This is a genomic window from Paenibacillus sp. 7523-1, assembly GCF_002276415.1.
Taxonomy (GTDB): domain Bacteria; phylum Bacillota; class Bacilli; order Paenibacillales; family Paenibacillaceae; genus Paenibacillus; species Paenibacillus illinoisensis_A.
This window is the reverse complement of sequence record NZ_NPBR01000007.1, coordinates 13,124-33,943: the sequence shown is the minus strand read 5'-3', so window position 1 is coordinate 33,943 and position 20,820 is coordinate 13,124. Positions and strand designations below refer to the sequence as shown.

The window sequence follows — 20,820 nt, the reverse complement described above, 5'->3', positions numbered from 1 at the left end:
TTGTTTTGTGATATAATGATTTGTGGATATTCTTGAGTAGGGAACTTTTTCCAAATGGAACGATAAAATTTGAAATGTTTCACACACATGTATGTAGTTTTAGTCTTATGTTGGGGACCCATTCACGAATTATGTTGATAATGAAAATAATTTGCCCAGATGGGATACCCTATAAATATTAACGCTACTTAAGAATACAGACAACAAAGTGGATTGTCCACCATGTCCACCCTATAGAAGGAGTATGAATAATTTTGACAAATTTAAATTTCGTAGATTTCAATCTTGAACCACTGGTGCTGCAAGCCATCACCGAACTCGGGTTTGAAGAGGCGACGCCGATTCAATCCAAATCGATCCCAATTGCGCTAGAAGGCAGAGATTTGATCGGCCAAGCTCAAACAGGTACCGGTAAAACAGCTGCATTCGGTATTCCGCTGATCAGCAAAATCTCCAAAAGTGACGAAAAAATCCGCGCCCTCATTATGGCACCTACACGTGAACTTGCGATCCAAGTTGCCGAAGAGATCGAAAAACTTACCCGCTTCAAAGGTTTGCGCTCCCTGCCAATTTACGGAGGACAAGATATCGTTCGTCAAATCCGTGCACTGAAAAGAAAACCACAGATTATCATCGGTACACCTGGACGTCTCCTGGATCACATCAACCGCAAAACGATTAAACTTGAAGATGTACAAACTGTTGTATTGGATGAAGCAGATGAAATGCTTGACATGGGCTTCATGGAGGATATCCAATCCATCCTGAAACAAGTTCCAGCTGACCGTCAAACGATGCTCTTCTCAGCAACAATGCCTCCTAACATTCAAAAATTGGCTCAGCAATTCTTGAACAACCCAGAGCACGTGTCCGTTATTCCGAAACAAGTTAGCGCACCTTTAATCGACCAAGCGTACATTGAAGTGCCAGAACGTCAAAAGTTTGAAGCGCTTAGCCGATTGCTTGATATGGAATCTCCAGAGCTCGCAATCGTATTCGGTCGTACAAAACGTCGTGTTGACGAATTGGCTGAAGCATTGCAAAAACGTGGATATTCTGCAGACGGTCTCCATGGTGACCTGTCCCAGAACCAACGTGATACAGTAATGCGTAAATTCCGTGATGGAAGTATTGACGTACTCGTTGCAACTGACGTAGCTGCACGTGGCCTCGACGTATCTGGCGTAACACACGTTGTGAACTTCGACCTTCCACAAGATCCGGAAAGCTACGTTCACCGTATCGGTCGTACGGGACGTGCTGGTAAAGAGGGTGCTGCTTGGTCCTTTGTTACACCGCGTGAGATTGATCACCTGCACTTTATTGAGCGTGTAACTCGTCACCGTATCCCTCGTAAGCCTCTGCCAACATTGGCCGAAGCAGTAGAAGGAAAACAACGTTTGACAGCTGAGCGCTTGCTCGAAATCGTACAAAATGGCGAACTGAACGAATACAAAGGTATCGCTATCCAATTGCTTGAGCAATACGATTCTGTTCAACTGTTGTCAGCTTCCCTGAAGCTCCTTACAGGCGACAAAAAAGATGCTCAAGTTGATCTGACTCCTGAAGATCCGATCCGTGCGAAACGTCGTAAACCGGATGTTCGCTCTGGCGGACGTAAGCCATCAGGATACAGCAGCAACCGTAGCGGTGGTGGCGGTGGCTACAACCGTGACCGCAACAGCAGTGGTGGCGGACGTGGAGGATACAATCGCGATCGCAACAGCAGTGGCGGTGGAAGCAGAGAAGGTGGTTACAACCGTGACCGCAAACCACGTCCAAGCAACAACGAAGGACGTCGTCCTGCGAAAGATTCTTCTTTTGAATAATATGCAAGACTGATTTAAGAAATGGGGCAGGCAACTGCTCCATTTTTTTTATGTCTCAAATTGCCTGAATCCGTTACGCTTTAGAACTCTTAACAAGGAGGGTTACTGATCTGTTTTCGGGAAGTACTGGCTTTTCCTATCAATAATAAGGTATATTAATATTAGACTTCAGGTTATACGCAAGGCTGCGGAGGAGGAGAAATGTTTGGAATTTAAAGGAGCTATGGGTGGGATCTATCGGCTTACAGAGTGGATTACGAGACTGGCCGCAACCAATCTGTTGTGGGCTATTTGTTCGTCTCCGTTCTTGTTTTTCTTGATTATGAAACTGCTCGTTATGCAGCAGAACCTCGCAAATGAATCATTGCAAATGAACTGGGCTATAGCTATTGTGGCACCGCTTACACTATTTCCGGCAACATCGGCCCTTTTTACGGTCGTTCGTAAATGGAATATGGGTGACACGGATGTGCCGATCTTCCGTACGTTCTTTGTAGGCTACAAAGAGAACTACAAACAAAGCTTAATCGGGGGCATATTTTACACCTTGCTTTTTGCCATCATGTATCTGGATTACACGGTATACATGACACAGTTCCGCAATATGCAGCTTGTGGGAATTATCATGCTTGTGCTGCTGTTACTTTTGTTTGTTTCCTTGTTTAACTTTTTTTCGATGGTTGTACACTATCATATGTCAATCGGACTCATTATTAAAAATGCAGTACTTTTGACTCTGATCAGACCGTTTCGTGTGTTCTCCACATTGCTCGGAAGCGGACTATTGTTTTACATTGGATTCCGGTATCCAGTATTGTTTGTCTTCTTTATTATCAGTATCATTGCCTGGTTTGCATTCTTTAACTTCTACGCAACCTTCATGAAGATGCAGGAGCAGATGGAGAAAATGCAGCAGAAGAAGGAAGAGGAAGAAGCGGCGCAAAATGATGATGGAGTAGAAAAAATCGGTGATCTTGAAGCCTCTGACGTGAAAAGCGATAATCTTCAAAAATAAAACATGAGGCGTCACCATTTACTTTTTACGCGGTTAGGGATATAATAACTGTACATCCTGCGATGTACGTTTCGGTTATTCGTTGTTTTGAACCAATGATGATGTCTTCGGGAGATCTACACAGAATGTTGCTGAAACGCCCTGTCTATACGACATGGGGACTTCAAAAATACATTATTGCGGTCACCCACCTGCCAAGCAGGTTCATAAGACAATGTAGCCGGACGGCATGGCGGGTTCCTATGTTACAAGTACAGCACCCTGACTCTTTCCTCTAATCCAGGAAGCTCAGGGTGTTTTTTGTTTGAACATTTATATTTTGACTAGTGTATTTGCGTTAAAAGCGCGGTACGCCCTTTTGTTACTACCTGAACAATGTTACACTAGAATACATAAATGGAACGGTTACATTCAAAGGAGGAAGGGTCTTGACCTTAAAGAGAACGCTCGTCGGTATCATCCGCAGTATGGAGGGAACCAGCGATCGAGCCAAGGATCCCAAATTAAAAACACGGTATTATAATTTATCCAAAGAAAGAGCCTGGGAAGAAGTTTCTTCGACATTGAAAAAGATTCCGGGTTATAAGGTGCTTCACGAGGTTCCTTCGGTCGGAGAGATTATTCTGGAGAAACGCACGACGTTTGGGAGGACCATGGATATTACGGTTTCAGTTATTTCGGTAAGTCCGGTTCGAAGTGCAGTAGATATGTATTCAGCTTCACGTGGTTCGCTTGGAGATCTGGGTTCCAATTATCGAACGATCATGAATCTGTTTTCTGTGCTCGATAAGAAGCTCGTCAAATATAAGGCAAACGATTGAAATAGATGGATGGTAAAACAAAAAGCGAGAGAAGGTGAACCTTCCTCGCTTTTGTTCTGAACGTGGATTCCTTTTACAGCAAAGCTTTTACAGCAGCAATGGCTTGCTCGAAGTTAGGGGATTCTGTCATCTCAGGCAGATATTCCACATATGTAATCCGGTCTTCGGTATCCACTACGAAGATGGAACGCATGTCCAATTGGAATTCCTTGATCAGAACACCGTAGTTTTCGCCGAAAGAGCGTGTTTTGTAGTCGGACAATGTTACAACGCGGTCTACACCGGCTGCTCCGCACCAGCGTTCCTGTGCGAATGGAAGGTCAACGCTTACCGTCAAAACGACAACATTGTCGCCAAGGTCTCCGGCTTCAACATTGAAGCGGCGAGTTTGGGCATCGCATACTCCAGTATCCAGTGAAGGAACGACGCTGATTAGTTTGATTTTGCCTGCGAAGTCTTTCAGGGATGCATCTTCAAGCAAGTTTTTGCTCAATGTAAAATCGGGAGCTTGATCGCCCACTTTCAATTCGGGTCCGATCAATGTAATAGGGTTGCCTTTGAATGTGGCTGCGCCTGTACGTTCTTGTGCCATAATAATGTTCCTCCTTAAATTGGTGATCCGTGCCAAAATCCATTATAATCTTTTATGAAAGGCATTGTCCAATTCGGGCGTGCGATTATGATAATGAACACCAAGTGAAGGAAGATCTGAACAGGGTGGAGTGAAAGGGAAAACGTATGATATTTATTCGGTATGAAAATTGGAGAAGTTATTTGAAGTTTTTCCCGCTGACGTCAATTTTGTTGGTTGCCAATGTCGTGATGTTTATATTACTTGCTGCTAATGGTGGATCGACGAATACAATGACATTGCTGAGATTTGGTGCTTTGACTAACCATGAGTTTTTCTCGGGAGAATGGTGGAGATATTTTTCGTCCATTTTTCTTCATGCTGGTTTCAGTCATCTGCTGTTTAACAGCTTTGCACTGGTTGTATTCGCGCCTCCGATGGAGCGCTTGCTCGGGTCGGTAAGATATGGCTTATTATATCTGGGCAGCGGGGTTCTGGGTAATGTCTTGGCACTTGCCTGGTATAACTCTGCAGGAGAAACAACGATCTCTGTAGGTGCATCAGGAGCCATTTACGGGATTTATGGTGCGTTTCTGTATGTTGCTCTGTTCCAGCGGACGATGATGGATGAAGCATCGCGCAAAACGTTGTATACACTGCTTGCATTCGGTATTATTTTCTCATTTGCCATGTCGGGCATCAACTGGATGGCTCACTTGGGTGGATTGTTGGGTGGATTCTTTATTTACGGACTTCTTATCCGATTGTGGCGGCCGAGGAAATTCAGAAAGCAATAAACACGTGAGGGTGTAATGATCTGAGGACGGAATGCAGGCAGGTCTAAGAAGGGTATAGCAGAATGGAGAGATCAGGCGAGTGGAATTAAGACAGTTGCATTACTTTTTGAAAGTGGCACAGAAGGAGCATGTGACCCAGGCAGCTGAAGAGCTGCATGTCGCACAGTCAGCAGTGAGTCGCCAGATTCATCAGCTGGAGGAAGAGCTGGGTGTTGACCTCTTTATGCAAAAGGGGCGGAATCTGCAGTTGACCGCAGTAGGTCAGCTCTTCTGCAAACGTGTTGAAGGGATTTTAAAGGATCTGGACAAAGCAGTCGGGGAAGTTCATGAGTTTTTGGACCCGGAACATGGTGAAATTCGTATTGGTTTTCCTCATAGTCTGGGTATTCATCTGATTCCTTCGGTCGTGGCCGCATTTCGTCAGCGTTATCCCAATGTCAAATTCAGATTTAAGCAGGGCATGTTCCCGACGCTCATTCGTGACGTGCTGTCTGCTGAGGTGGATCTGGCTTTCATATCACCTTTCCCGGAAAAGCATGATCAGGTCGCAGGTGATATTGTGCTAACCGAAGAATTACATGCCATTCTTCCTCCAAATCACCCGCTTGCAGGAGAAGAGGAAATCGCACTTGAACAGCTCAAAGATGATAAATTTGTTCTGTTCAGCAAAGGGTACTCATTGCGTCCGATCGTCTGGCATGCCTGCCTGGAAGCAGGGTTTACGCCGAAAATTGCTTTTGAAGGTGAAGAGACGGATACCATCCGCGGGTTGGTTGCAGCGGGCATGGGAGTGAGTCTGCTGCCAGAAATGGCACTTTTCCAGACGAATCCACTACAACCGGCACATGTGGCCATTTCTCATCCAAAAGTAACGCGGACCATTGGTTTAATCCATCGTGCGGATGACAAATTACCCCTTGTAGCACAGTCATTTCGTTCGTTTTTACTTAACTATTTCGGTTTACAGCAAAACAATACCCCATCCGAGTAAACGGTGGGGTATTGTTTTTTTACTATTATGTTTGATTAGTCGCGACTGTTGAAAATTCCGATGTAACGGATCAATTCAAGCAGGGAGATCAGTGCAGCTGCTACATATGTTAACGCTGCGGCGTTCAGAACCTTGGCAACGCCTTTTTCTTCTTCATTTCGAATGTAACCTTCAGAAACCATGATTTCACGAGCGCGATTGCTGGCATTAAACTCTACTGGCAACGTGATGAGCTGGAACGCAACGGTAACAGAGAAGAAGATGATACCGAGACCAACAAGGTTCATTGCGCTAAAGATGAATCCTGCAATGAGTAGAAAAGGTGCAATTCCGGATGCAAAGTTCACAATCGGGAAGATCCGGTGACGAAGTACGAGCATCGGATAACTTTCCTTGTGCTGTATGGCATGGCCGACCTCGTGACAGGCTACGGAAACAGCTGAGATCGAATTTTCATAATATACAGGTTCGGACAATCGTACAACCCGGTTGATCGGATCGTAGTGATCTGAAAGGGCCCCGCGCACGGGTTCGATTGGGACATCGTGCAGACCGTTGGCATCCAGCATATGACGAGCTGCATCATACCCGGTCATGCCGTTCAGGTTTTGGACACCAGACCAACGGTTGAATGTGCTCTTCACGCGAAATTGCGCCCACAAGGAGAGCAAAAAGGCGATAATGATCAAAACGAACATACCGTTATTAAAACTCATATTCATTCCTCCGCTTTCTAATAATAAGCTACATCATGGTGTTCTCAAGCAAGATTTTCAAGGCTTCCATCGTACCAGCACTTTTCGTAAGTAGGCCAGCCATCATCTTACGTGCTTGTACAGGTTTCATCTCGCCAAGCAGCGGTTTGAGTTCATTGACCTCTCGCTCAAGTTGTTGAACATGGAGCTCAAGTGTTGTCAGTTTGCTGGCAACCTGCTCTTCTGTGCTAACCAGACTCCACTTCTCAAGAGATTGCTTAATCTCGTCGAGACTATATTTCTCTTGTTTCATCTGTACAATACGTTCGAGCCTGGTTAAAGTTTCATTACTATATAGACGATAGTTTTTTTCTGTCCGCTCTTCAGGAGCGATCAAACCAAGCTTCGTGTAGTAATCAATCGTCCGTTCACTCACACCAGCGGTCTTGGCAAGTTCGCCAATCCGAAACAGTTTCATATCCCCAATGGTATTCACCTCGCTTGCAAGTTCTATTGTAGGGAATTGTAGATTCCACTTGCGGCTTTACAGACTCCGCCCCATTCTTTTCTTACTATATAGTTATGATACATGATCTTTAACCATACAGTCAAACGTTATGCTTTTATTGTGAAAGAGGCATGCTTCTATGTCTATGTGCTCACAGGACATGAATATGTACTTAAGTGCAAGAAAAAGACGTATGACTTTATTCCCAGAAATATTTTTCTGATTTGATTAAAATACTCTTGTCAACTTTCCTGTCTTCTGCTTATAATGACATTAAGAGTTTCACGATATGTGAAGAAACTTAACATAAGAGGGAGTGGGGTATATGAGAAAGAAATGGTTGGTTGCGGTGTTATTAATGCTTACGTTACTGGCTTTCCCAGTCAGCGCATTCGCTTCTGCGGAGGGGCCGACTAACATTGAACTTCAAACAGGTTTGAACTCAGCCTTTACGTTTTTGGCTGTTGTGCTGGTTTTCTTGATGCAAGGGGGATTTGCTTTATTGGAAGCAGGTTCAACACGAATGAAGAATGCAGGACATATTGCGGGTAAAACGATCCTGACATTGGGTATTTCGGTTATTGCCTTCTGGGCTCTCGGCTTCGGTCTTGGCTTCGGTAACGGAAACAGCTTTTTTGGAACAACAGGATTTTTCCTGAGCGGTGACCAAATGGCTGCATCCTTCGAATCACTGGCCTTCTCCGATGTCCCACTTACCATTAAATTTGTATTCCACCTCGCTTTTGCTGCAGTATCTCTGGCCATTGCCTGCGGTGGTATGGCTGAACGTGCAAAAATGAGCGTATATATTGTTTTCGGAACACTTTATACCATTATCATGTATCCGGTTGTTGCTCACTGGGTATGGGGCGGCGGCTGGCTCGCAGAGCTGGGTATGCAAGACTTCGCAGGTTCAACTGTAGTTCACTTGACGGGTGCAACAGCAGCATTAGTAGCTACGATCCTGTTGAAACCGCGTATCGGCAAATACAACAAAGACGGAAAACCTAACATTATTCCGGGTCACAACCAAGTTTACTCTGTTCTCGGTGTTATCATCCTCTGGATCGGTTGGTTCGGATTTAACCCAGGTAGCACATTGTCTGCTATGGGCGATGGATTCTTCGGTTATGTTGCATTGACTACAAACGTTGCCGCTGCAGCGGGTGGTGTTGCTGCACTGTTGATCTCTTGGGCAGTTCTTGGTAAATCCGATATTCCTAGCATGCTGAACGGTGTGCTTGCAGCACTCGTTGCGATTACAGGTGCTTGTGCCTTTGTAGAACCATGGGCAGCTCTGGTTATCGGTGCTTTGGCAGGTATTATCACATTCTTCACGGCTCAATACTTCGATCGCAAAGGAATTGACGATCCAATCTATGCTTTCTCCGTCCATGGTATCGCTGGTATGTGGGGAGCGATTTCCACAGGATTGTTCGCAACTCCGGAGCTTGCTGAAAATGCAGGTGTAGGTCAAGCGGGTCTGTTCTACGGTGGTGGATTCCACCAGCTGGGAGTTCAACTTTTGGGTCTGGTTGGCGCATTCGCCTTCGTACTGGTTGTTTCCTTCATTATCCTTGGCGGAATGAAAGCCATCATGGGCATCCGTGTAACTGAAGAAGAGGAAACCATGGGTCTGGATCTTAGTGAGCACGGTACTTATGGGTACCCTGAGCAAATGAAAAATATTGAAGGTAAAACGAGTGGTGGCGGTACGTTCAGCTCCTAAGGTGAATGATGACTGAATCACGCTTCAAGGAGGCAGGACATGATGGAACCTATCCCGTTTATAAACCATTCTTGGTCCTATCAAGGGATCGATGGTGCTGCTTCAACCGAGGAGCTGCGCCAGGCACGTGTAGTATTGCAGAATGAGCTCCAGGAATTGTTGTCCGCTTCCTTGTCGCCAATCGAGTGGTACCAAACGGTAAATGAACTGCATGACCGAATATACCGGAAAGCAGTAGAGTTATGCATCCAGGGGATGGTAGAGGAAGGCTTCGGCCGGCCTCCCGTCCCCTATGCCTTTATCGTTTTTGGTAGTTCGGGCAGGGAAGAAGCTACATTATGGAGTGATCAGGACAATGGCATGATTATCAGCGATAACCCGCATGAGGGAAAAGAGGAGTATTTTGCCGAACTCGGACGACGAATGGCTGATATGCTTGAAGATCTAGGCTATGCCAAATGTGAAGGGAAAGTGATGTGTTCAGAGCCGTTATGGCGCAAAACACTGGAATCCTGGAAGGAACAGCTTCGGGCGTGGAGGTCGGATCTGGCGTGGGAACCTGTACGCAATTTGATCATTGCTTCGGATATGCGTTTTGTGGCAGGGGAGAAAGGTCTAGCTGATGAATGGATTGCTGCCTTCTATGATGGGTTCAGAGCCGTTCCCGAGCTGTCTGATGCTGTCCTGCGTAATACCGTTAAACACAAGGCAACCCTGAATATTCTCGGTCAGGTGGTCACAGAAAGGTTTGGAGAACATGCTGGCGGATTCGACGTCAAGTATGGACTATATATTCCACTGGTAAACAGTGGGCGTTTCCTGGCACTCCAGCATGGAATTAAGGAAACATCTACGCTCAAGCGAATACAGAGATTGGTGTCCCTTGAAGCGGTCCCCCTTACACTGCTTGATGCGGCAGGGCGTGCTTTTATGATAGCACTGAAGTTTAGACGCAGTACACCAGTCGTCATTAGAGGTGGGCTGCAGCAGAGCAGTGGTTTTCTGGATGAGAAACAAATGAAGCAAAAACAGATGCATTATGAATTGAGGGATGCATTAGGACAGGTGCGACGTGTGCATCGCGCACTGCAAAGACAACTTCGTTTTGCAGAAAGGAGACGTCCATGAGAGAGCCGGCAAGGGGCAATACTGGATTTTGGAATTCGCTGCGTCAGGGAGGGGTTCCTTCTGCCATCGCTTCCATAATGGGGGCCCCAACGGCGCAACACATGGCGTTCATTCGTTCAATGATGAGGGAGCAGCGCAGACCGGAAGTTCTGCATACGCCGCTGAATGAATTGGATGCGGTTGTATTCGATCTGGAGACGACAGGCTTTTCTCCGCAGCATGGAGACGAGATTCTATCATTTGGCGCCGTGCGCATCAGCGGTGGTGTAGTGTTGGAAGGAGAACAGTTTTATACACTCGTTCAATCCAAAGCTTCAATACCAGAACACATTACCGAACTTACAGGTATCACAGAGCAGATGTGCGTTGATGCACCTACTTTGCTGGAGGGCCTGCATGATTTTATGTCTTTTGTTGGAGGCAGTGTACTGGTTGCGCATGCAAGTGCGCATGATCGGGCATTTCTGAATGCTGCTCTGTGGCGCACCTCCAAAGTGAGGCTGAGCCATCGGCTGATCGACACCATGATGCTGGCTCGCTGGCTGGAGCCGGGAAGACCGGGCTATGGTCTCGATGAACTGCTGGAATCAAGGGGGATACCGATATACGGACGTCATCATGCATTGGAAGATGCCAAGATGACCGCGCAGCTATGGTCCTGTTATTTGGAGGATATGACTCATAAAAATGTAGAAACACTGGGTGACTTGTATACCCATTTAAGTCATGCGTAGTTGTACTGGCTGAAGATCATAGCGCTTTTGCTGATTTGACTTACTTGGGTTTTCCGCGTTGTACAGGATCTCATAACCATTCAAATGCATACAAGGTTCTGACTTGCTTGTCAGAGCTGGCGTGCCAATCAGATACACCTTGATTAATTCGGCGTAAGCTGGAAGGGCCATGAGGTCCTGATGGGACGGTACGGGACTGGTTTGCGGATGTGAGTGGAAGATACCAACGAGCTGTGGCTCGTTAAATATGCAACGAATCCATTCCGCCTCATCCAGGCTGAAGTGATGCAGCGGGTTAGGCGCAACGTTGCGAATTGGCTGAAACCGACTGATTCGTATGCCGCCCGCTGCAGCTTCACCCAGCACAACCCCGCAGGCTTCCTGCGGCAGCGAATTGTACATGTGTTTCGACATTTCTTGCTCTACGGAAGAAGAAATGAAGATCGTGTTTTGCTGTCCGTGAAGTGCTGCCATTTTGTATTCACCCCTCTCTCTTTGGCTCCTGCTTAGGCAGGGGTCCTTTTTTTTGTTTGAATTTGCATGATCCCTGATTGTAAAATTTTAAAGGAAAAGGGTACAATATTAAAGATAGTATTTTACAACAAGGAGTAAGTGACCTCACCATGAGCAAACGTAATCAAGTGGTTAGGACCACTTGCAATGAGTGACGGTAATGAAGTCATACCCGAGATGCTGATTCTACAAGAAGGTGGCTGGCCATGAAACGAAACATATACATACTGCTTGCTGTTGTATTGCTCATTGGGGTTGCACTGGCTCAAAATGTGGATAACGGAATAGCTGCCGTGTTCAAACAAGAAGAGCCGCTTCCGACGGAAACAGGACCGAGAGCTGGATTACTGGCCCCAGGGTTCTCTCTTAAAGGCATGGATGGAAAAACATATACCGCAGGAGGAGCGAAGGAAAAGGCTGTATTTGTCAGCTTCTGGGCTTCCTGGTGTGAACCCTGCAAGGAGGAAGCGCCAGCGCTTAATACCTTGGCGGCTAAATATAAAGATGAAATGGATATGTATGGAGTCAATGTTACCCCTTACGATAAGCTGAAAGATGCTAAAGCTTTTGTGGATGAATACAAACTGACGTTCCCTATTTTGCTCGATGAAGACGGGGAAGCCTATGCCAAGTATAATGGTGTCGCTTTTCCTACTAATGTGCTGATTGACAAGAATGGGGTGATCCAGGAAGTCATACTCGGCATTTTGCCTGAGAAGGAATTGGAGCGTAGAATCAAGAAAGTCATCAACTAGTAAGTTTAATAAAAAGCGCCTATCCCCAGTAATTTTGGAGACAGGCGCTTCTTTTATTTTCCGGGAAATAAGCGTTAATGGTTGCTTAATCCATGCATGGCTGTGTGGACAACATTTGGCTCGTCCTGTAACTTCTCCTGAAGCAAGGCATAGCGGAAACTGTGAACAAGGGCTTCCCAGCTCGCTTCAATGACGTTTTCGGAAACGCCAACCGTATTCCATGTATTCTCTGTATTTTTGGATTCAATTAATACACGTACTTTGGCTGCCGTTGCATCCTTCTCATCAAGTACACGGACTTTATAGTCAGAGAGATGCATGTTAGCAAGCGAAGGGAAATACTGGACAAGTGCTTTCCGAAGGGCGTTATCGAGAGCATTCACCGGACCATTACCCTCCGCAGCGGTATAAACGCTTGTTCCAGCAACATTGAGCTTAACGAATGCTTCGGAGACAACGGATTTGTCGGCTGCTTTTTCCACAAGCATTTTGAAGGATTCAAATGTGAACAGTTCCTTCATATCTCCGTTTGCTTCGCGAATGAGCAGCTCAAGGGAAGCGTCCGCACCTTCAAACTGATAACCTTGGTGCTCCAAATCTTTGATTTTTTCAATGATTTGGCGTGAATTGGCGCTGCTTGGATCGAACTCCAGTCCGAGTTCCTGTGCCTTGGAGACGATGTTGCTCTGTCCAGCCAGCTCCGAAACGAGTACACGCTGTTTGTTCCCGACAAGTTCAGGTACGATATGTTCGTAAGTACGGGAATCACGCAGGATAGCAGAGACGTGAATGCCGCCCTTATGAGCGAAGGCTGCATTACCGACATAAGGCTGATTGATCGGCATGTTCACATTGGCAATCTCGCTAACATAGCGGGCTACGTTTGTGAGCTGTCTCATCGAATCTTCGGACACGCATTCATATCCAAGCTTGAGCTGTAGGTTCGGAATAATGGAAGCCAGATTGGCATTACCGCAACGTTCTCCATAACCGTTCATCGTGCCTTGAACCTGTCTAGCCCCGGCTTGTACAGCGCTAAGCGTATTGGCGACAGCCAGTTCACAGTCATTATGTGTATGAATTCCGAGATGAGCATGAGGGAGACTTCTAGAAAGTCTGGATACAATCTCGTATACTTCATGCGGCATGGTGCCGCCGTTGGTATCACACATCACGAGCCAGTCTGCACCAGCTTCATGAGCTTTCGTTAGCACAGCTTGAGCATACTCCGGGTTATGCTTGAATCCGTCGAAGAAGTGCTCGGCATCGAAAATAACTTCCATTCCATTTTGCTTCAAATAAGCAATGGAATCATAGATCATGGATAGGTTCTCTTCCAAAGTGGTTTGCAAGGCGGTATGGACGTGGAAGTCCCACGATTTACCGACCAAAGTTGCTGCTTGTGCACCGGATTCGATCATCCGTTTCAAATTGGCGTCTTCGCTGGCGATGCTTCCTTTGCGACGTGTACTGCCAAAAGCAACGACCTTGGCATTGAGATTTAATTCTTTTACTCTTTTGAAAAACTCAATGTCCTTGGTGTTGCTGCCGGGAATTCCGCCTTCAATATAATGAGCACCCAGGTCGTCGAGTTTCTTGGCAATTTTAAGCTTGTCATCTGCCGATAAACTGACACCCTCCCCTTGTGTGCCGTCACGTAAAGTCGTATCGAAGATGGAAATGGCCTTTGACATGAAGATCCTCCTTTGAGATAAAGCGCTTTTTTTAAAAGTTGAATTTTGTGTTAAGGAAGCGTGCAAATAAGTTTGCATATGAATCCTTCGGTTCTGCAACGCTACACTGTATTAAACTCTATGCGTTGATTTGCCCGAAAGTCGCGAATTTGTATAATTAATTATTATAGCACCATTATGGCCAAATGCTACACAGAAATCGCAGTTTCGTGTAACAAATTTTTGTTTCTCGATGATCGGATAAGTGATTGATATCAAAATGTATGTTATATTAAAATTTGACTGGTAAATGGGATAAATGGAAAAGAGGAGGGGTATAAATGTCTTTTGTATGGGAAAATACAATTATTTTCTTGATTTCTCTAGTCCTTTTTGTGAGTGTAGGGTGGCTAATTATACGATCGATCATCCGATCTAATCGGAAATGAGAAAATAACAAACGTAACTGATTTTACATAACAAACTTGATATAATAGAGTGAATAGATTTTTACACTTCATTAATTAGAAGTACGAAAGGGCGGAGGAACATGTCTGGGGATGGAACCCGTCACACGAATGTGGATCGATATTATCCTGCCGCCGGAAGAGTCATTTTGCATGTCGACATGAACGCATTTTATTGCTCGGTGCATGAAGCCGAAGAGCCGGAACTATACAGAGGTAAAGCAACAGCTGTTGCAGGCAGTAGTGAAGTGAGAAAAGGTGTTATTGTAACGTGTTCATACACTGCACGAAGAAAAGGCATTTCAACAGGCATGGTCGTGCATCAGGCGATGAAAAAATGTCCGGAATTAATCGTAATTCGTCCTGATTTTCATCTATATCGTCAATATTCAAGAGCATTTATGAAAATAGCCTACAGTTATACACCGCTGCTGGAAGCAACCTCAATAGATGAATGTTATCTGGATATCACAGGCTCTAAACAGTTCGGCACACCCATGGAAATTGCGGAGAGCATCCAGCAACGAATACGGGAAGAACTGGGACTTCCATGTTCCATTGGCATTGCACCCAACAAACTGCTGGCGAAGATGGCTTCCGATCTGAAGAAACCTAACGGTATTTCCATTTTGCGAATGAGAGATGTTCCTCAGATTCTCTGGCATAGACCCTGCAATGAGTTGTTCGGTATCGGCAAAAAGACGGCTGAAAAACTGAAAAAGCTGGGCATCGAAACCATAGGACAGCTTGCAAAATCGGATGAACGGATGCTGACGGATGTATTTGGAATTAACGGTACCTGGCTGAAGAATTCAGCCAATGGCATCAATCATTCTATCGTTCAGGCAGAGCGGGAAGCGAACAAATCCATCGGTCACACCACGACACTCCCAGCGGACATTACCGAGATAGAGGACGTACACCGGGTACTGCTTAACATTAGTGACCAAGTGGCCAGGCGTTTGCGCAAGCACGAGATGTTGAGTCAGGGGATTCAGATTACTATTCGAACACCCGATATGAAAACCATCACCCGTTCACGGATGATGGAAGTTCCTACGGAGGATGCAACGATAATCTACCGAGAAGCCTGCGCTTTATTTGCCAAGCACTGGAGTAGTGGGAAGCCTGTACGCATGCTGGGAGTAACCCTTCAGAATTTGATTCCACGTGAGGAATCAGCTGTACAGCTGGATTTGTTTGAATACGAACAGAAGCCGAAAAAGGAGAATCTGATTCGCATTATGGACCAGCTGCGTGACAAATTTGGAGAGAATGCTGTTGTAACAGCGGGCATGCTTGGGGATGACCCTTCCGTTTTGCTCCGTAATCACAAGGTTAGGGGCACGTCTCTGCAAAAAGATAACTTGCAAAGTCCTGATTAAATAGGGCATAATATACTCTTGATGTTGTCAAAATAATTTGAAATTACTTTTACTTTGGTTTAATATGTTTTCTAGATAAAAATACTGTACGTTTTGAATTTTAGGAGGAGAGATTGTAATGAGTAAGTACACTTGGGTTGAAAAAGATACATGTATTGCATGTGGTGCTTGCGGAGCAACGGCTCCTGACATTTATGACTATGATGATGAGGGCTTGGCAGAAGTGATTTTTGATGGCGATGCTAACCAAGGAATCAAGGCGATCCCGGACGACCTGTTCGATGATATGCAAGATGCTTGTGATGGCTGCCCAACGGATTCCATCAAAGTAGCGGATGAACCTTTCAACAAAGAAGGCTAATCATACACCATATAACCAGGAAGAAGCACATTCCTCTGTCTTAGGGCAGTGGGACGTGCTTTTTTTAGTGCGTAGAAATCATGTTGGTACGGGTTTTATACTTTATCAGGTTGTGATATTTTGTCGAATGCTTTGCGTTTTATCCGGGTACTCAAGTCCTATGGATTTGATTCTGTCCTATGCCGATATAATAGATAGTAACGGAAAAAGAGAAATCAAGCGGAGGATCGGATGCAGAATACTCACCTAAGAACATATGTTAAGAAACATCCTGATAATAAAATGGCCTGGTATTTGCTCGGTAAGGAGTATGTGCGTGAAGGTCAGGAAGGCAAGGCCAACTATTGTTTTCAGCAAGCGGGCGAAGTTTACGAAGCATTTGAACGGAGTAAGGCTCCTGCAGACATATGGGTGGATTATCAAAACAAGCTGGTGGAGATGGGAGAACAGAAGGAGAAGAAACAGCGCATTCGCAAAATGTGGCTGACTCTGCTGATGCTGCTTGTGTTAGCTCTGGTACCGCCTGCAGATGCTCCAGGATTCAATCGTGATGCCGCTGAAGCGTTGGCCTCAGCTTTGGAAACCGGGGATGATGATTGGGCGGATGGCCCAATCTCTGATGAGCGTGAAGCTGCTTCAGCTCCTATCACCAATTCGAATGTTTTTACAGCTGCGAGATTCGGAGGGAATCATCAGGGAGAAACTGCGCTCGTTGCTGCATGGTCAGGTGCGGGACCCAAGGTAGCGACCTCCGCTGTTCTGGGCATGCAGACTTCTGACGAATGGGCGTTATGGAAACGGAATATGCCGGTAAAATATATTGTGCAAACAAATAGCAGCGGCAGATTAACAGCCCAAAGTTTCGATGCCGACCAGTGCAACTGCGAACCGCCTGAAGTTTCAAAAGACATCAAGCAGCTTGCACAAGCGTGGACAGCCAAACAAGAATCAGCAGCATCGTTGTCCAGTGCAATCCATACATACTACAAGCAAAACAAAACCTGGCCCAAAAACGTAAGTCAGCTTGCGCAGCCTTTTCCAAACAACATTTTGGGTGAGACAGCCCCGGGGATGAAAGACATGTTTCCTGCAATACTTGCGATGCAGAAGCAAGGAAAGGAAGAGGCAGGTCAACAAGCAGGTCAGGAACAAGCCGGACAATCACCTGCTCTGCAAGCGGATGGTCCATTTGCAGACACGCTTGGAGGGGAACTCTTTTTACAGGATCAATTGGAGATCGTAGTCGATAAGAGCAACCACAGACTTGCGTTGATTAGCGGTAATACCATTATTCGCAATTATGAGGTCGGGCTAGGGGGAGGGCGAACACCAGAAGGCACTTTTGTCATTACGGACAAAGTCGTGAATCCAAATGGTCGCTCTGATGGAGAATTTGGGACAAGAGGCATGCAGCTGTCGGATACGAATTATGCCATCCACGGGACCAACGAGCCTGACAGTATTGGGCTGGATGAGTCCCTTGGATGTGTGAGAATGAGTACTGGGGATGTGGAGGAACTGTTTGCACTCGCACCTCAGGGCACCCCTGTACGCATTGGAACGAATCTGCTGCCAGAGACCATCCTTGTACCGGAAGCGAAGGAGCGCTATCAGCATACGCTTGTCCCCAAACAAAACAATCCAAACAAGACGTATCATTGGCTGAACTAATCGATTCCTGTAACCTGTTACGATGGCGTGTACTCCAGCTGAAACAATGTACTGGACTGGCAGTCGGTTTGACCGTTTACATATTGGCGATAATGATGAGTGCGCCGATAATAATGATCAATCCGATGACACTGGCCGCTGTCCAAGCAATGGCTTTCCGATTTACTTCTTCTTTCTTTTGCTGCAAAGCAGGCGGTTTACGTTTGGGAGCCATGGGCTGTCCCTCCTTCGTTCATTGGTACTGGTATATCGTTGCCATGCTCTCATTGTAAAGAATTCACCTCGTCATTTCCAGTATGCGGGATTATTTCTTCCATAAGGTTTAAAGTGGCTTGCAGACATGGACAAAATGAGGATGTCTATGCGCAAACTACTTTCCTTTTGATGAAGAAACGGATAGACTTGTGTGTAGAGTGTTTTTTTACATATGAAAAAGACGGGAAAGCATATTTACGGCGTACCGGACGAGAACGGAGTGAGTGATTTGTTATATAGAAGTCTTGCGAAACCCTTGTTGTTCAAAATGGACCCTGAACAAGCCCATCATCTGATTATTGGCGGCCTTAGCGGCATGGGCAGTATTCGCCCGGTGCCTTCCGGCTTGCGGGTGATGTATGGCGTGCGTGAAACGGAAGATCTGGCTGTTGACATGTTCGGCTGTCATTTCCCTACCCCAGTGGGCCTTGCAGCAGGTCTGGACAAAAACGGACAGGCCGTAATGGGTTTCTCATCCATTGGATTCGGGTTCATGGAAGTCGGCACCGTAACACCGCTTCCGCAGCCAGGCAATGATCAGCCACGTCTGTTCCGTCTGCCTCCAGATGAAGCTCTGGTGAACCGGATGGGGTTCAACAACCTTGGAGCGGAAGCCATGGCAGGTGAATTGGCACGTCTGAAGGAGCGTCGTATTCCCGTTGCAGTCAACATCGGCAAAAACAAGGCAACACCTAATGAAGAAGCACACCTGGATTATGAAAAATGTATTCGGGCGCTGTATGATTATGCGGATTTGTTCGTCGTGAATATCAGTTCACCAAATACACCGGATCTGCGTAACCTGCAACATGGGAATGAATTGAAGGAACTGCTTGCTGCAGTAATGAGTGAAATGGAAGCACAACGCACAAAAGCAGGCGGATCGGTCAAATCGGTGCTGGTCAAAATCGCACCGGATGTCAACGACCAGGAGCTTGAATATATGGTCAGCACGATCGCGGATAGCGGCGTTGCAGGCATCATTGCCACCAACACGACGGTTAACCGGGATGGTCTGTCCCATCAGCATGCCAAGGAAACTGGTGGACTCAGCGGTAAACCGCTGCGGGATCGTTCCACGGAGGTTATTCGGCGCATCTATCGTCAAACCGAAGGGAAGCTTCCGATTATCGGCTCCGGTGGCATTTTTACAAGCGAAGACGCATACGTAAAAATTAAAGCCGGTGCAAGTCTGGTGGAAATATACACAGCTCTGATCTATGAAGGACCTGAAGTGAATCGGCGTATCCATGCCGGATTGCGTGACTTATTGCGCAAAGACGGCTATCGTCATATCTCCGAAGCTGTCGGTGCAGAGCACAGATAAGAACATGAAGGATAAGAAGTTCCCCGGAGCGAAAATATAGAAGCTTGGAAGAGGGTATTGCGTACGGGACTCTTCCCCCCGCTGAACATCATGTATAATAGACTGGAACAGGGGACGCTATAGAGACAGGAGGCATAAGCATGGACGGTAGAGACTGGGGTACATTTTTACTTCCTTATGAACAAGCGGTAGAGGAATTGAAAGTCAAATTCAAGACAATGCGAGCGGAACTGAAGAAACGGGAAGAATACGCCCCGATTGAATTCGTTACCGGTCGTGTCAAAAAAATATCCAGCATTCTGGAGAAATCCAGACGTCTGAATGTGCCACTAGATCAGGTAGAGACGGGAATTGAGGATATTGCGGGAATTCGTATTATGTGTCAATTTGTGGATGATATTCGCAGAGTGGCGGAGTACATTCGCGGACGCAAGGATTTATCGGTATTGATTGAAAAGGATTATATTACGAACTTCAAAGAGAGCGGTTATCGTAGTTTCCATATGATTATTGAATATCCTGTTCAGACGGCTCTGGGACAGAAGAAAGTGCTGGCTGAGATCCAAATCCGGACGCTGGCCATGAACTTCTGGGCTACGATTGAGCACTCACTGAGCTATAAATATCGGGAAAGTCTGCCAGATGATATGCGGGCAAGGCTGAAGAAAACGGCAGAAGCCGCGTTTGTATTGGATAATGAGATGTCAGCCATCCGGCTGCAGATCCTCGAAGCGCAGAAGGAGTTTGAAGATGATTCAAACATCGTATCCAAGACACTTTCCATCATACATCAGTTGTATTTCTACCACCTCGTTAATGAGGCCATTGAGGCTCAGAAGCGCTTTAACGACTGCTGGGAGCGCCATGACATGGAAGCACTAAAAGACTTGTTGGATGATGTGAAGGCTCTTCTGAATTCGGCTAGGAAGGGCGAAAATCCCGATGAGCAGCTATGAGCCGCTGTATATTGATTATCTGATCTATTTTAACCGGGATCAGGACTATTTCGAATGCCATGAGGTATTGGAAGAGTTGTGGTTGGAACTGGATCGGGACCCTTTCTATAAAGGCTTGCTGCAGATTGCAGTTGGCTTATATCATTTCAGAAACAAAAATCTTCGTGGAGGCCGGATGATGTTGCAGAGTTCGGTTGAACTGCTGGAGCGTTATCCTGCTCGTACAAAAGGGATTGAACTCGGAGAATTGGTCGAGGAAGTGAAGGGACTGGTCAGCGGACTAGCAGGTCCTGAATCGCAGCATTTTCCATACAGGGATCTGACCATACGGATCTGGGATGAGACACTGACTAGTGCATTTCAAGAACGATCTAAGGAACTGAAACCCAACATTCCGCAACGTCGCAGCCCGACGCGGGGACGCATCTATGAAGAGAAAATGAAAGCAATGCAGCAGGCGAACAATTTCGGCGAAAATCAGAATTAGTATAGATGGCATGATGCATATCGTATATAACATAAATCACCCCGGCTGAACCTTGGATAAGGATTAGCCGGGGTGATTTTTTGGTCTGCGTTTATTGGCTATAGAGCTCTGAGTAAAAACGGAAGAGCCTGTCCACATGCACAGCTTGAGAT

21 protein-coding genes and 1 other RNA gene are annotated in these 20,820 nt (G+C 46.1%); 16 read left to right on the top strand and 6 right to left on the bottom strand.

Going from position 1 to position 20,820, the window contains the following annotated elements; all coding sequences use genetic code 11:
• Positions 1-254 precede the first annotated feature (254 nt).
• From CHH60_RS08630 to CHH60_RS08615, 4 genes are all read left to right on the top strand, one after another.
• Complete coding sequence (locus CHH60_RS08630) at positions 255-1,829, top strand: DEAD/DEAH box helicase (RefSeq protein ID WP_095288016.1); 1,575 nt, start codon at positions 255-257, stop codon at positions 1,827-1,829.
• Between the two features lie 205 nt (positions 1,830-2,034).
• Positions 2,035-2,844, top strand: a complete 810-nt coding sequence (locus CHH60_RS08625; RefSeq protein ID WP_095358854.1) for a YesL family protein — start codon at positions 2,035-2,037, stop codon at positions 2,842-2,844.
• A gap of 51 nt (positions 2,845-2,895) precedes the next feature.
• Positions 2,896-3,087: non-coding RNA, 6S RNA (ssrS, locus tag CHH60_RS08620), on the top strand.
• Between the two features lie 185 nt (positions 3,088-3,272).
• Entirely contained in the window at positions 3,273-3,665 is a 393-nt protein-coding gene (locus tag CHH60_RS08615; RefSeq protein WP_095358853.1) for a DUF1499 domain-containing protein, read from the top strand.
• A 73-nt stretch (positions 3,666-3,738) separates the two neighbouring features.
• Here CHH60_RS08615 and tpx read toward each other — a convergent pair whose 3' ends face one another.
• Positions 3,739-4,257 carry a thiol peroxidase gene (tpx, locus tag CHH60_RS08610; protein ID WP_095288013.1) on the bottom strand — a complete coding sequence of 173 codons (519 nt, stop codon included), beginning with the start codon at positions 4,255-4,257 and terminating at the stop codon, positions 3,739-3,741.
• A 146-nt stretch (positions 4,258-4,403) separates the two neighbouring features.
• On the opposite strand from tpx, the gene CHH60_RS08605 reads away from it, so the two are divergent.
• Together CHH60_RS08605 and CHH60_RS08600 are read left to right on the top strand one after the other, a co-directional pair.
• The gene (locus CHH60_RS08605; protein WP_095358852.1) at positions 4,404-5,033 is read left to right on the top strand and encodes a rhomboid family intramembrane serine protease; all 630 of its coding nucleotides are present in this window, start codon (positions 4,404-4,406) and stop codon (positions 5,031-5,033) included.
• A 79-nt stretch (positions 5,034-5,112) separates the two neighbouring features.
• Complete coding sequence (locus CHH60_RS08600; protein WP_095288011.1) at positions 5,113-6,024, top strand: LysR family transcriptional regulator; 912 nt, start codon at positions 5,113-5,115, stop codon at positions 6,022-6,024.
• Between the two features lie 35 nt (positions 6,025-6,059).
• Here the strand turns inward: CHH60_RS08600 and CHH60_RS08595 are convergent, their stop codons facing one another.
• Together CHH60_RS08595 and CHH60_RS08590 are read right to left on the bottom strand one after the other, a co-directional pair.
• Entirely contained in the window at positions 6,060-6,740 is a 681-nt protein-coding gene (locus CHH60_RS08595) for a zinc metallopeptidase (protein WP_095358851.1), read from the bottom strand.
• Between the two features lie 28 nt (positions 6,741-6,768).
• Complete coding sequence (locus CHH60_RS08590) at positions 6,769-7,197, bottom strand: MerR family transcriptional regulator (protein ID WP_095288009.1); 429 nt, start codon at positions 7,195-7,197, stop codon at positions 6,769-6,771.
• A 355-nt stretch (positions 7,198-7,552) separates the two neighbouring features.
• Between CHH60_RS08590 and CHH60_RS08585 the strand changes: the two genes are divergently transcribed.
• Genes CHH60_RS08585 through CHH60_RS08575 form a run of 3 tightly spaced genes read left to right on the top strand, consistent with a single transcriptional unit; the run spans position 7,553 to position 10,818 of the window.
• Positions 7,553-8,956, top strand: a complete 1,404-nt coding sequence (locus CHH60_RS08585; RefSeq protein WP_095358850.1) for an ammonium transporter — start codon at positions 7,553-7,555, stop codon at positions 8,954-8,956.
• A 42-nt stretch (positions 8,957-8,998) separates the two neighbouring features.
• A complete protein-coding gene (locus tag CHH60_RS08580) occupies positions 8,999-10,084 on the top strand; it encodes a DUF294 nucleotidyltransferase-like domain-containing protein (protein WP_095358898.1) in 1,086 nt (361 codons plus the stop codon).
• A complete protein-coding gene (locus CHH60_RS08575) occupies positions 10,081-10,818 on the top strand; it encodes an exonuclease domain-containing protein (RefSeq protein WP_095358849.1) in 738 nt (245 codons plus the stop codon). The genes CHH60_RS08580 and CHH60_RS08575 overlap by 4 nt, the downstream gene beginning before the upstream one ends.
• Here CHH60_RS08575 and CHH60_RS08570 read toward each other — a convergent pair.
• The gene (locus tag CHH60_RS08570; protein ID WP_095358848.1) at positions 10,804-11,292 is read right to left on the bottom strand and encodes a Mov34/MPN/PAD-1 family protein; all 489 of its coding nucleotides are present in this window, start codon (positions 11,290-11,292) and stop codon (positions 10,804-10,806) included. The genes CHH60_RS08575 and CHH60_RS08570 overlap by 15 nt on opposite strands.
• Before the next feature lie 245 nt (positions 11,293-11,537).
• Here CHH60_RS08570 and CHH60_RS08565 point away from each other — a divergent pair, with 245 nt between their 5' ends.
• The gene (locus CHH60_RS08565) at positions 11,538-12,086 is read left to right on the top strand and encodes a TlpA family protein disulfide reductase (RefSeq protein ID WP_095358847.1); all 549 of its coding nucleotides are present in this window, start codon (positions 11,538-11,540) and stop codon (positions 12,084-12,086) included.
• A 74-nt stretch (positions 12,087-12,160) separates the two neighbouring features.
• Here the strand turns inward: CHH60_RS08565 and cimA are convergent, their stop codons facing one another.
• A complete protein-coding gene (gene cimA, locus CHH60_RS08560; protein ID WP_095358846.1) occupies positions 12,161-13,780 on the bottom strand; it encodes a citramalate synthase in 1,620 nt (539 codons plus the stop codon).
• 529 nt (positions 13,781-14,309) lie between these two features.
• On the opposite strand from cimA, the gene CHH60_RS08555 reads away from it, so the two are divergent.
• The 3 genes from CHH60_RS08555 (at position 14,310) to CHH60_RS08545 (ending at position 17,643) form a co-directional block, all read left to right on the top strand.
• Positions 14,310-15,611, top strand: a complete 1,302-nt coding sequence (locus CHH60_RS08555; RefSeq protein WP_095358845.1) for a DNA polymerase IV — start codon at positions 14,310-14,312, stop codon at positions 15,609-15,611.
• A 118-nt stretch (positions 15,612-15,729) separates the two neighbouring features.
• Positions 15,730-15,972, top strand: coding sequence for a ferredoxin (locus CHH60_RS08550; protein WP_062322102.1), 243 nt, complete (start codon positions 15,730-15,732; stop codon positions 15,970-15,972).
• Between the two features lie 231 nt (positions 15,973-16,203).
• A complete protein-coding gene (locus tag CHH60_RS08545) occupies positions 16,204-17,643 on the top strand; it encodes a L,D-transpeptidase family protein (protein ID WP_095358844.1) in 1,440 nt (479 codons plus the stop codon).
• Positions 17,644-17,719: 76 nt separating this feature from the next.
• Here CHH60_RS08545 and CHH60_RS29735 read toward each other — a convergent pair whose 3' ends face one another.
• Positions 17,720-17,857 carry a hypothetical protein gene (locus tag CHH60_RS29735; protein ID WP_164764163.1) on the bottom strand — a complete coding sequence of 46 codons (138 nt, stop codon included), beginning with the start codon at positions 17,855-17,857 and terminating at the stop codon, positions 17,720-17,722.
• Between the two features lie 270 nt (positions 17,858-18,127).
• Between CHH60_RS29735 and CHH60_RS08540 the strand changes: the two genes are divergently transcribed.
• The 3 genes from CHH60_RS08540 (at position 18,128) to CHH60_RS08530 (ending at position 20,668) form a co-directional block, all read left to right on the top strand.
• A complete protein-coding gene (locus CHH60_RS08540) occupies positions 18,128-19,225 on the top strand; it encodes a quinone-dependent dihydroorotate dehydrogenase (RefSeq protein WP_095358897.1) in 1,098 nt (365 codons plus the stop codon).
• Positions 19,226-19,365: 140 nt separating this feature from the next.
• Positions 19,366-20,181 (top strand): GTP pyrophosphokinase, encoded by an 816-nt coding sequence (locus tag CHH60_RS08535; RefSeq protein ID WP_095358843.1) that lies wholly within the window; start codon positions 19,366-19,368, stop codon positions 20,179-20,181.
• Positions 20,168-20,668, top strand: coding sequence for a DUF309 domain-containing protein (locus tag CHH60_RS08530; RefSeq protein WP_095358842.1), 501 nt, complete (start codon positions 20,168-20,170; stop codon positions 20,666-20,668). Before CHH60_RS08535 ends, CHH60_RS08530 begins: the two co-directional genes overlap by 14 nt.
• Positions 20,669-20,820: the final 152 nt, after the last annotated feature.

Excerpts from the sequence above, each read along its gene's own strand:
- tpx (WP_095288013.1), bottom strand. The coding sequence starts at position 4,257 with ATGGCACAAGAACGTACAGGCGCAGCCACATTCAAAGGCAACCCTATT.
- CHH60_RS08605 (WP_095358852.1), top strand. The coding sequence starts at position 4,404 with ATGATATTTATTCGGTATGAAAATTGGAGAAGTTATTTGAAGTTTTTC.
- CHH60_RS08595 (WP_095358851.1), bottom strand. The coding sequence starts at position 6,740 with ATGAGTTTTAATAACGGTATGTTCGTTTTGATCATTATCGCCTTTTTG.
- CHH60_RS08590 (WP_095288009.1), bottom strand. The coding sequence starts at position 7,197 with ATGAAACTGTTTCGGATTGGCGAACTTGCCAAGACCGCTGGTGTGAGT.
- CHH60_RS08585 (WP_095358850.1), top strand. The coding sequence starts at position 7,553 with ATGAGAAAGAAATGGTTGGTTGCGGTGTTATTAATGCTTACGTTACTG.
- CHH60_RS08580 (WP_095358898.1), top strand. The coding sequence starts at position 8,999 with ATGGAACCTATCCCGTTTATAAACCATTCTTGGTCCTATCAAGGGATC.
- CHH60_RS08575 (WP_095358849.1), top strand. The coding sequence starts at position 10,081 with ATGAGAGAGCCGGCAAGGGGCAATACTGGATTTTGGAATTCGCTGCGT.
- CHH60_RS08570 (WP_095358848.1), bottom strand. The coding sequence starts at position 11,292 with ATGGCAGCACTTCACGGACAGCAAAACACGATCTTCATTTCTTCTTCC.
- CHH60_RS08565 (WP_095358847.1), top strand. The coding sequence starts at position 11,538 with ATGAAACGAAACATATACATACTGCTTGCTGTTGTATTGCTCATTGGG.
- cimA (WP_095358846.1), bottom strand. The coding sequence starts at position 13,780 with ATGTCAAAGGCCATTTCCATCTTCGATACGACTTTACGTGACGGCACA.
- CHH60_RS08555 (WP_095358845.1), top strand. The coding sequence starts at position 14,310 with ATGTCTGGGGATGGAACCCGTCACACGAATGTGGATCGATATTATCCT.
- CHH60_RS08550 (WP_062322102.1), top strand. The coding sequence starts at position 15,730 with ATGAGTAAGTACACTTGGGTTGAAAAAGATACATGTATTGCATGTGGT.
- CHH60_RS08545 (WP_095358844.1), top strand. The coding sequence starts at position 16,204 with ATGCAGAATACTCACCTAAGAACATATGTTAAGAAACATCCTGATAAT.
- CHH60_RS29735 (WP_164764163.1), bottom strand. The coding sequence starts at position 17,857 with ATGGCTCCCAAACGTAAACCGCCTGCTTTGCAGCAAAAGAAAGAAGAA.
- CHH60_RS08535 (WP_095358843.1), top strand. The coding sequence starts at position 19,366 with ATGGACGGTAGAGACTGGGGTACATTTTTACTTCCTTATGAACAAGCG.
- CHH60_RS08530 (WP_095358842.1), top strand. The coding sequence starts at position 20,168 with ATGAGCAGCTATGAGCCGCTGTATATTGATTATCTGATCTATTTTAAC.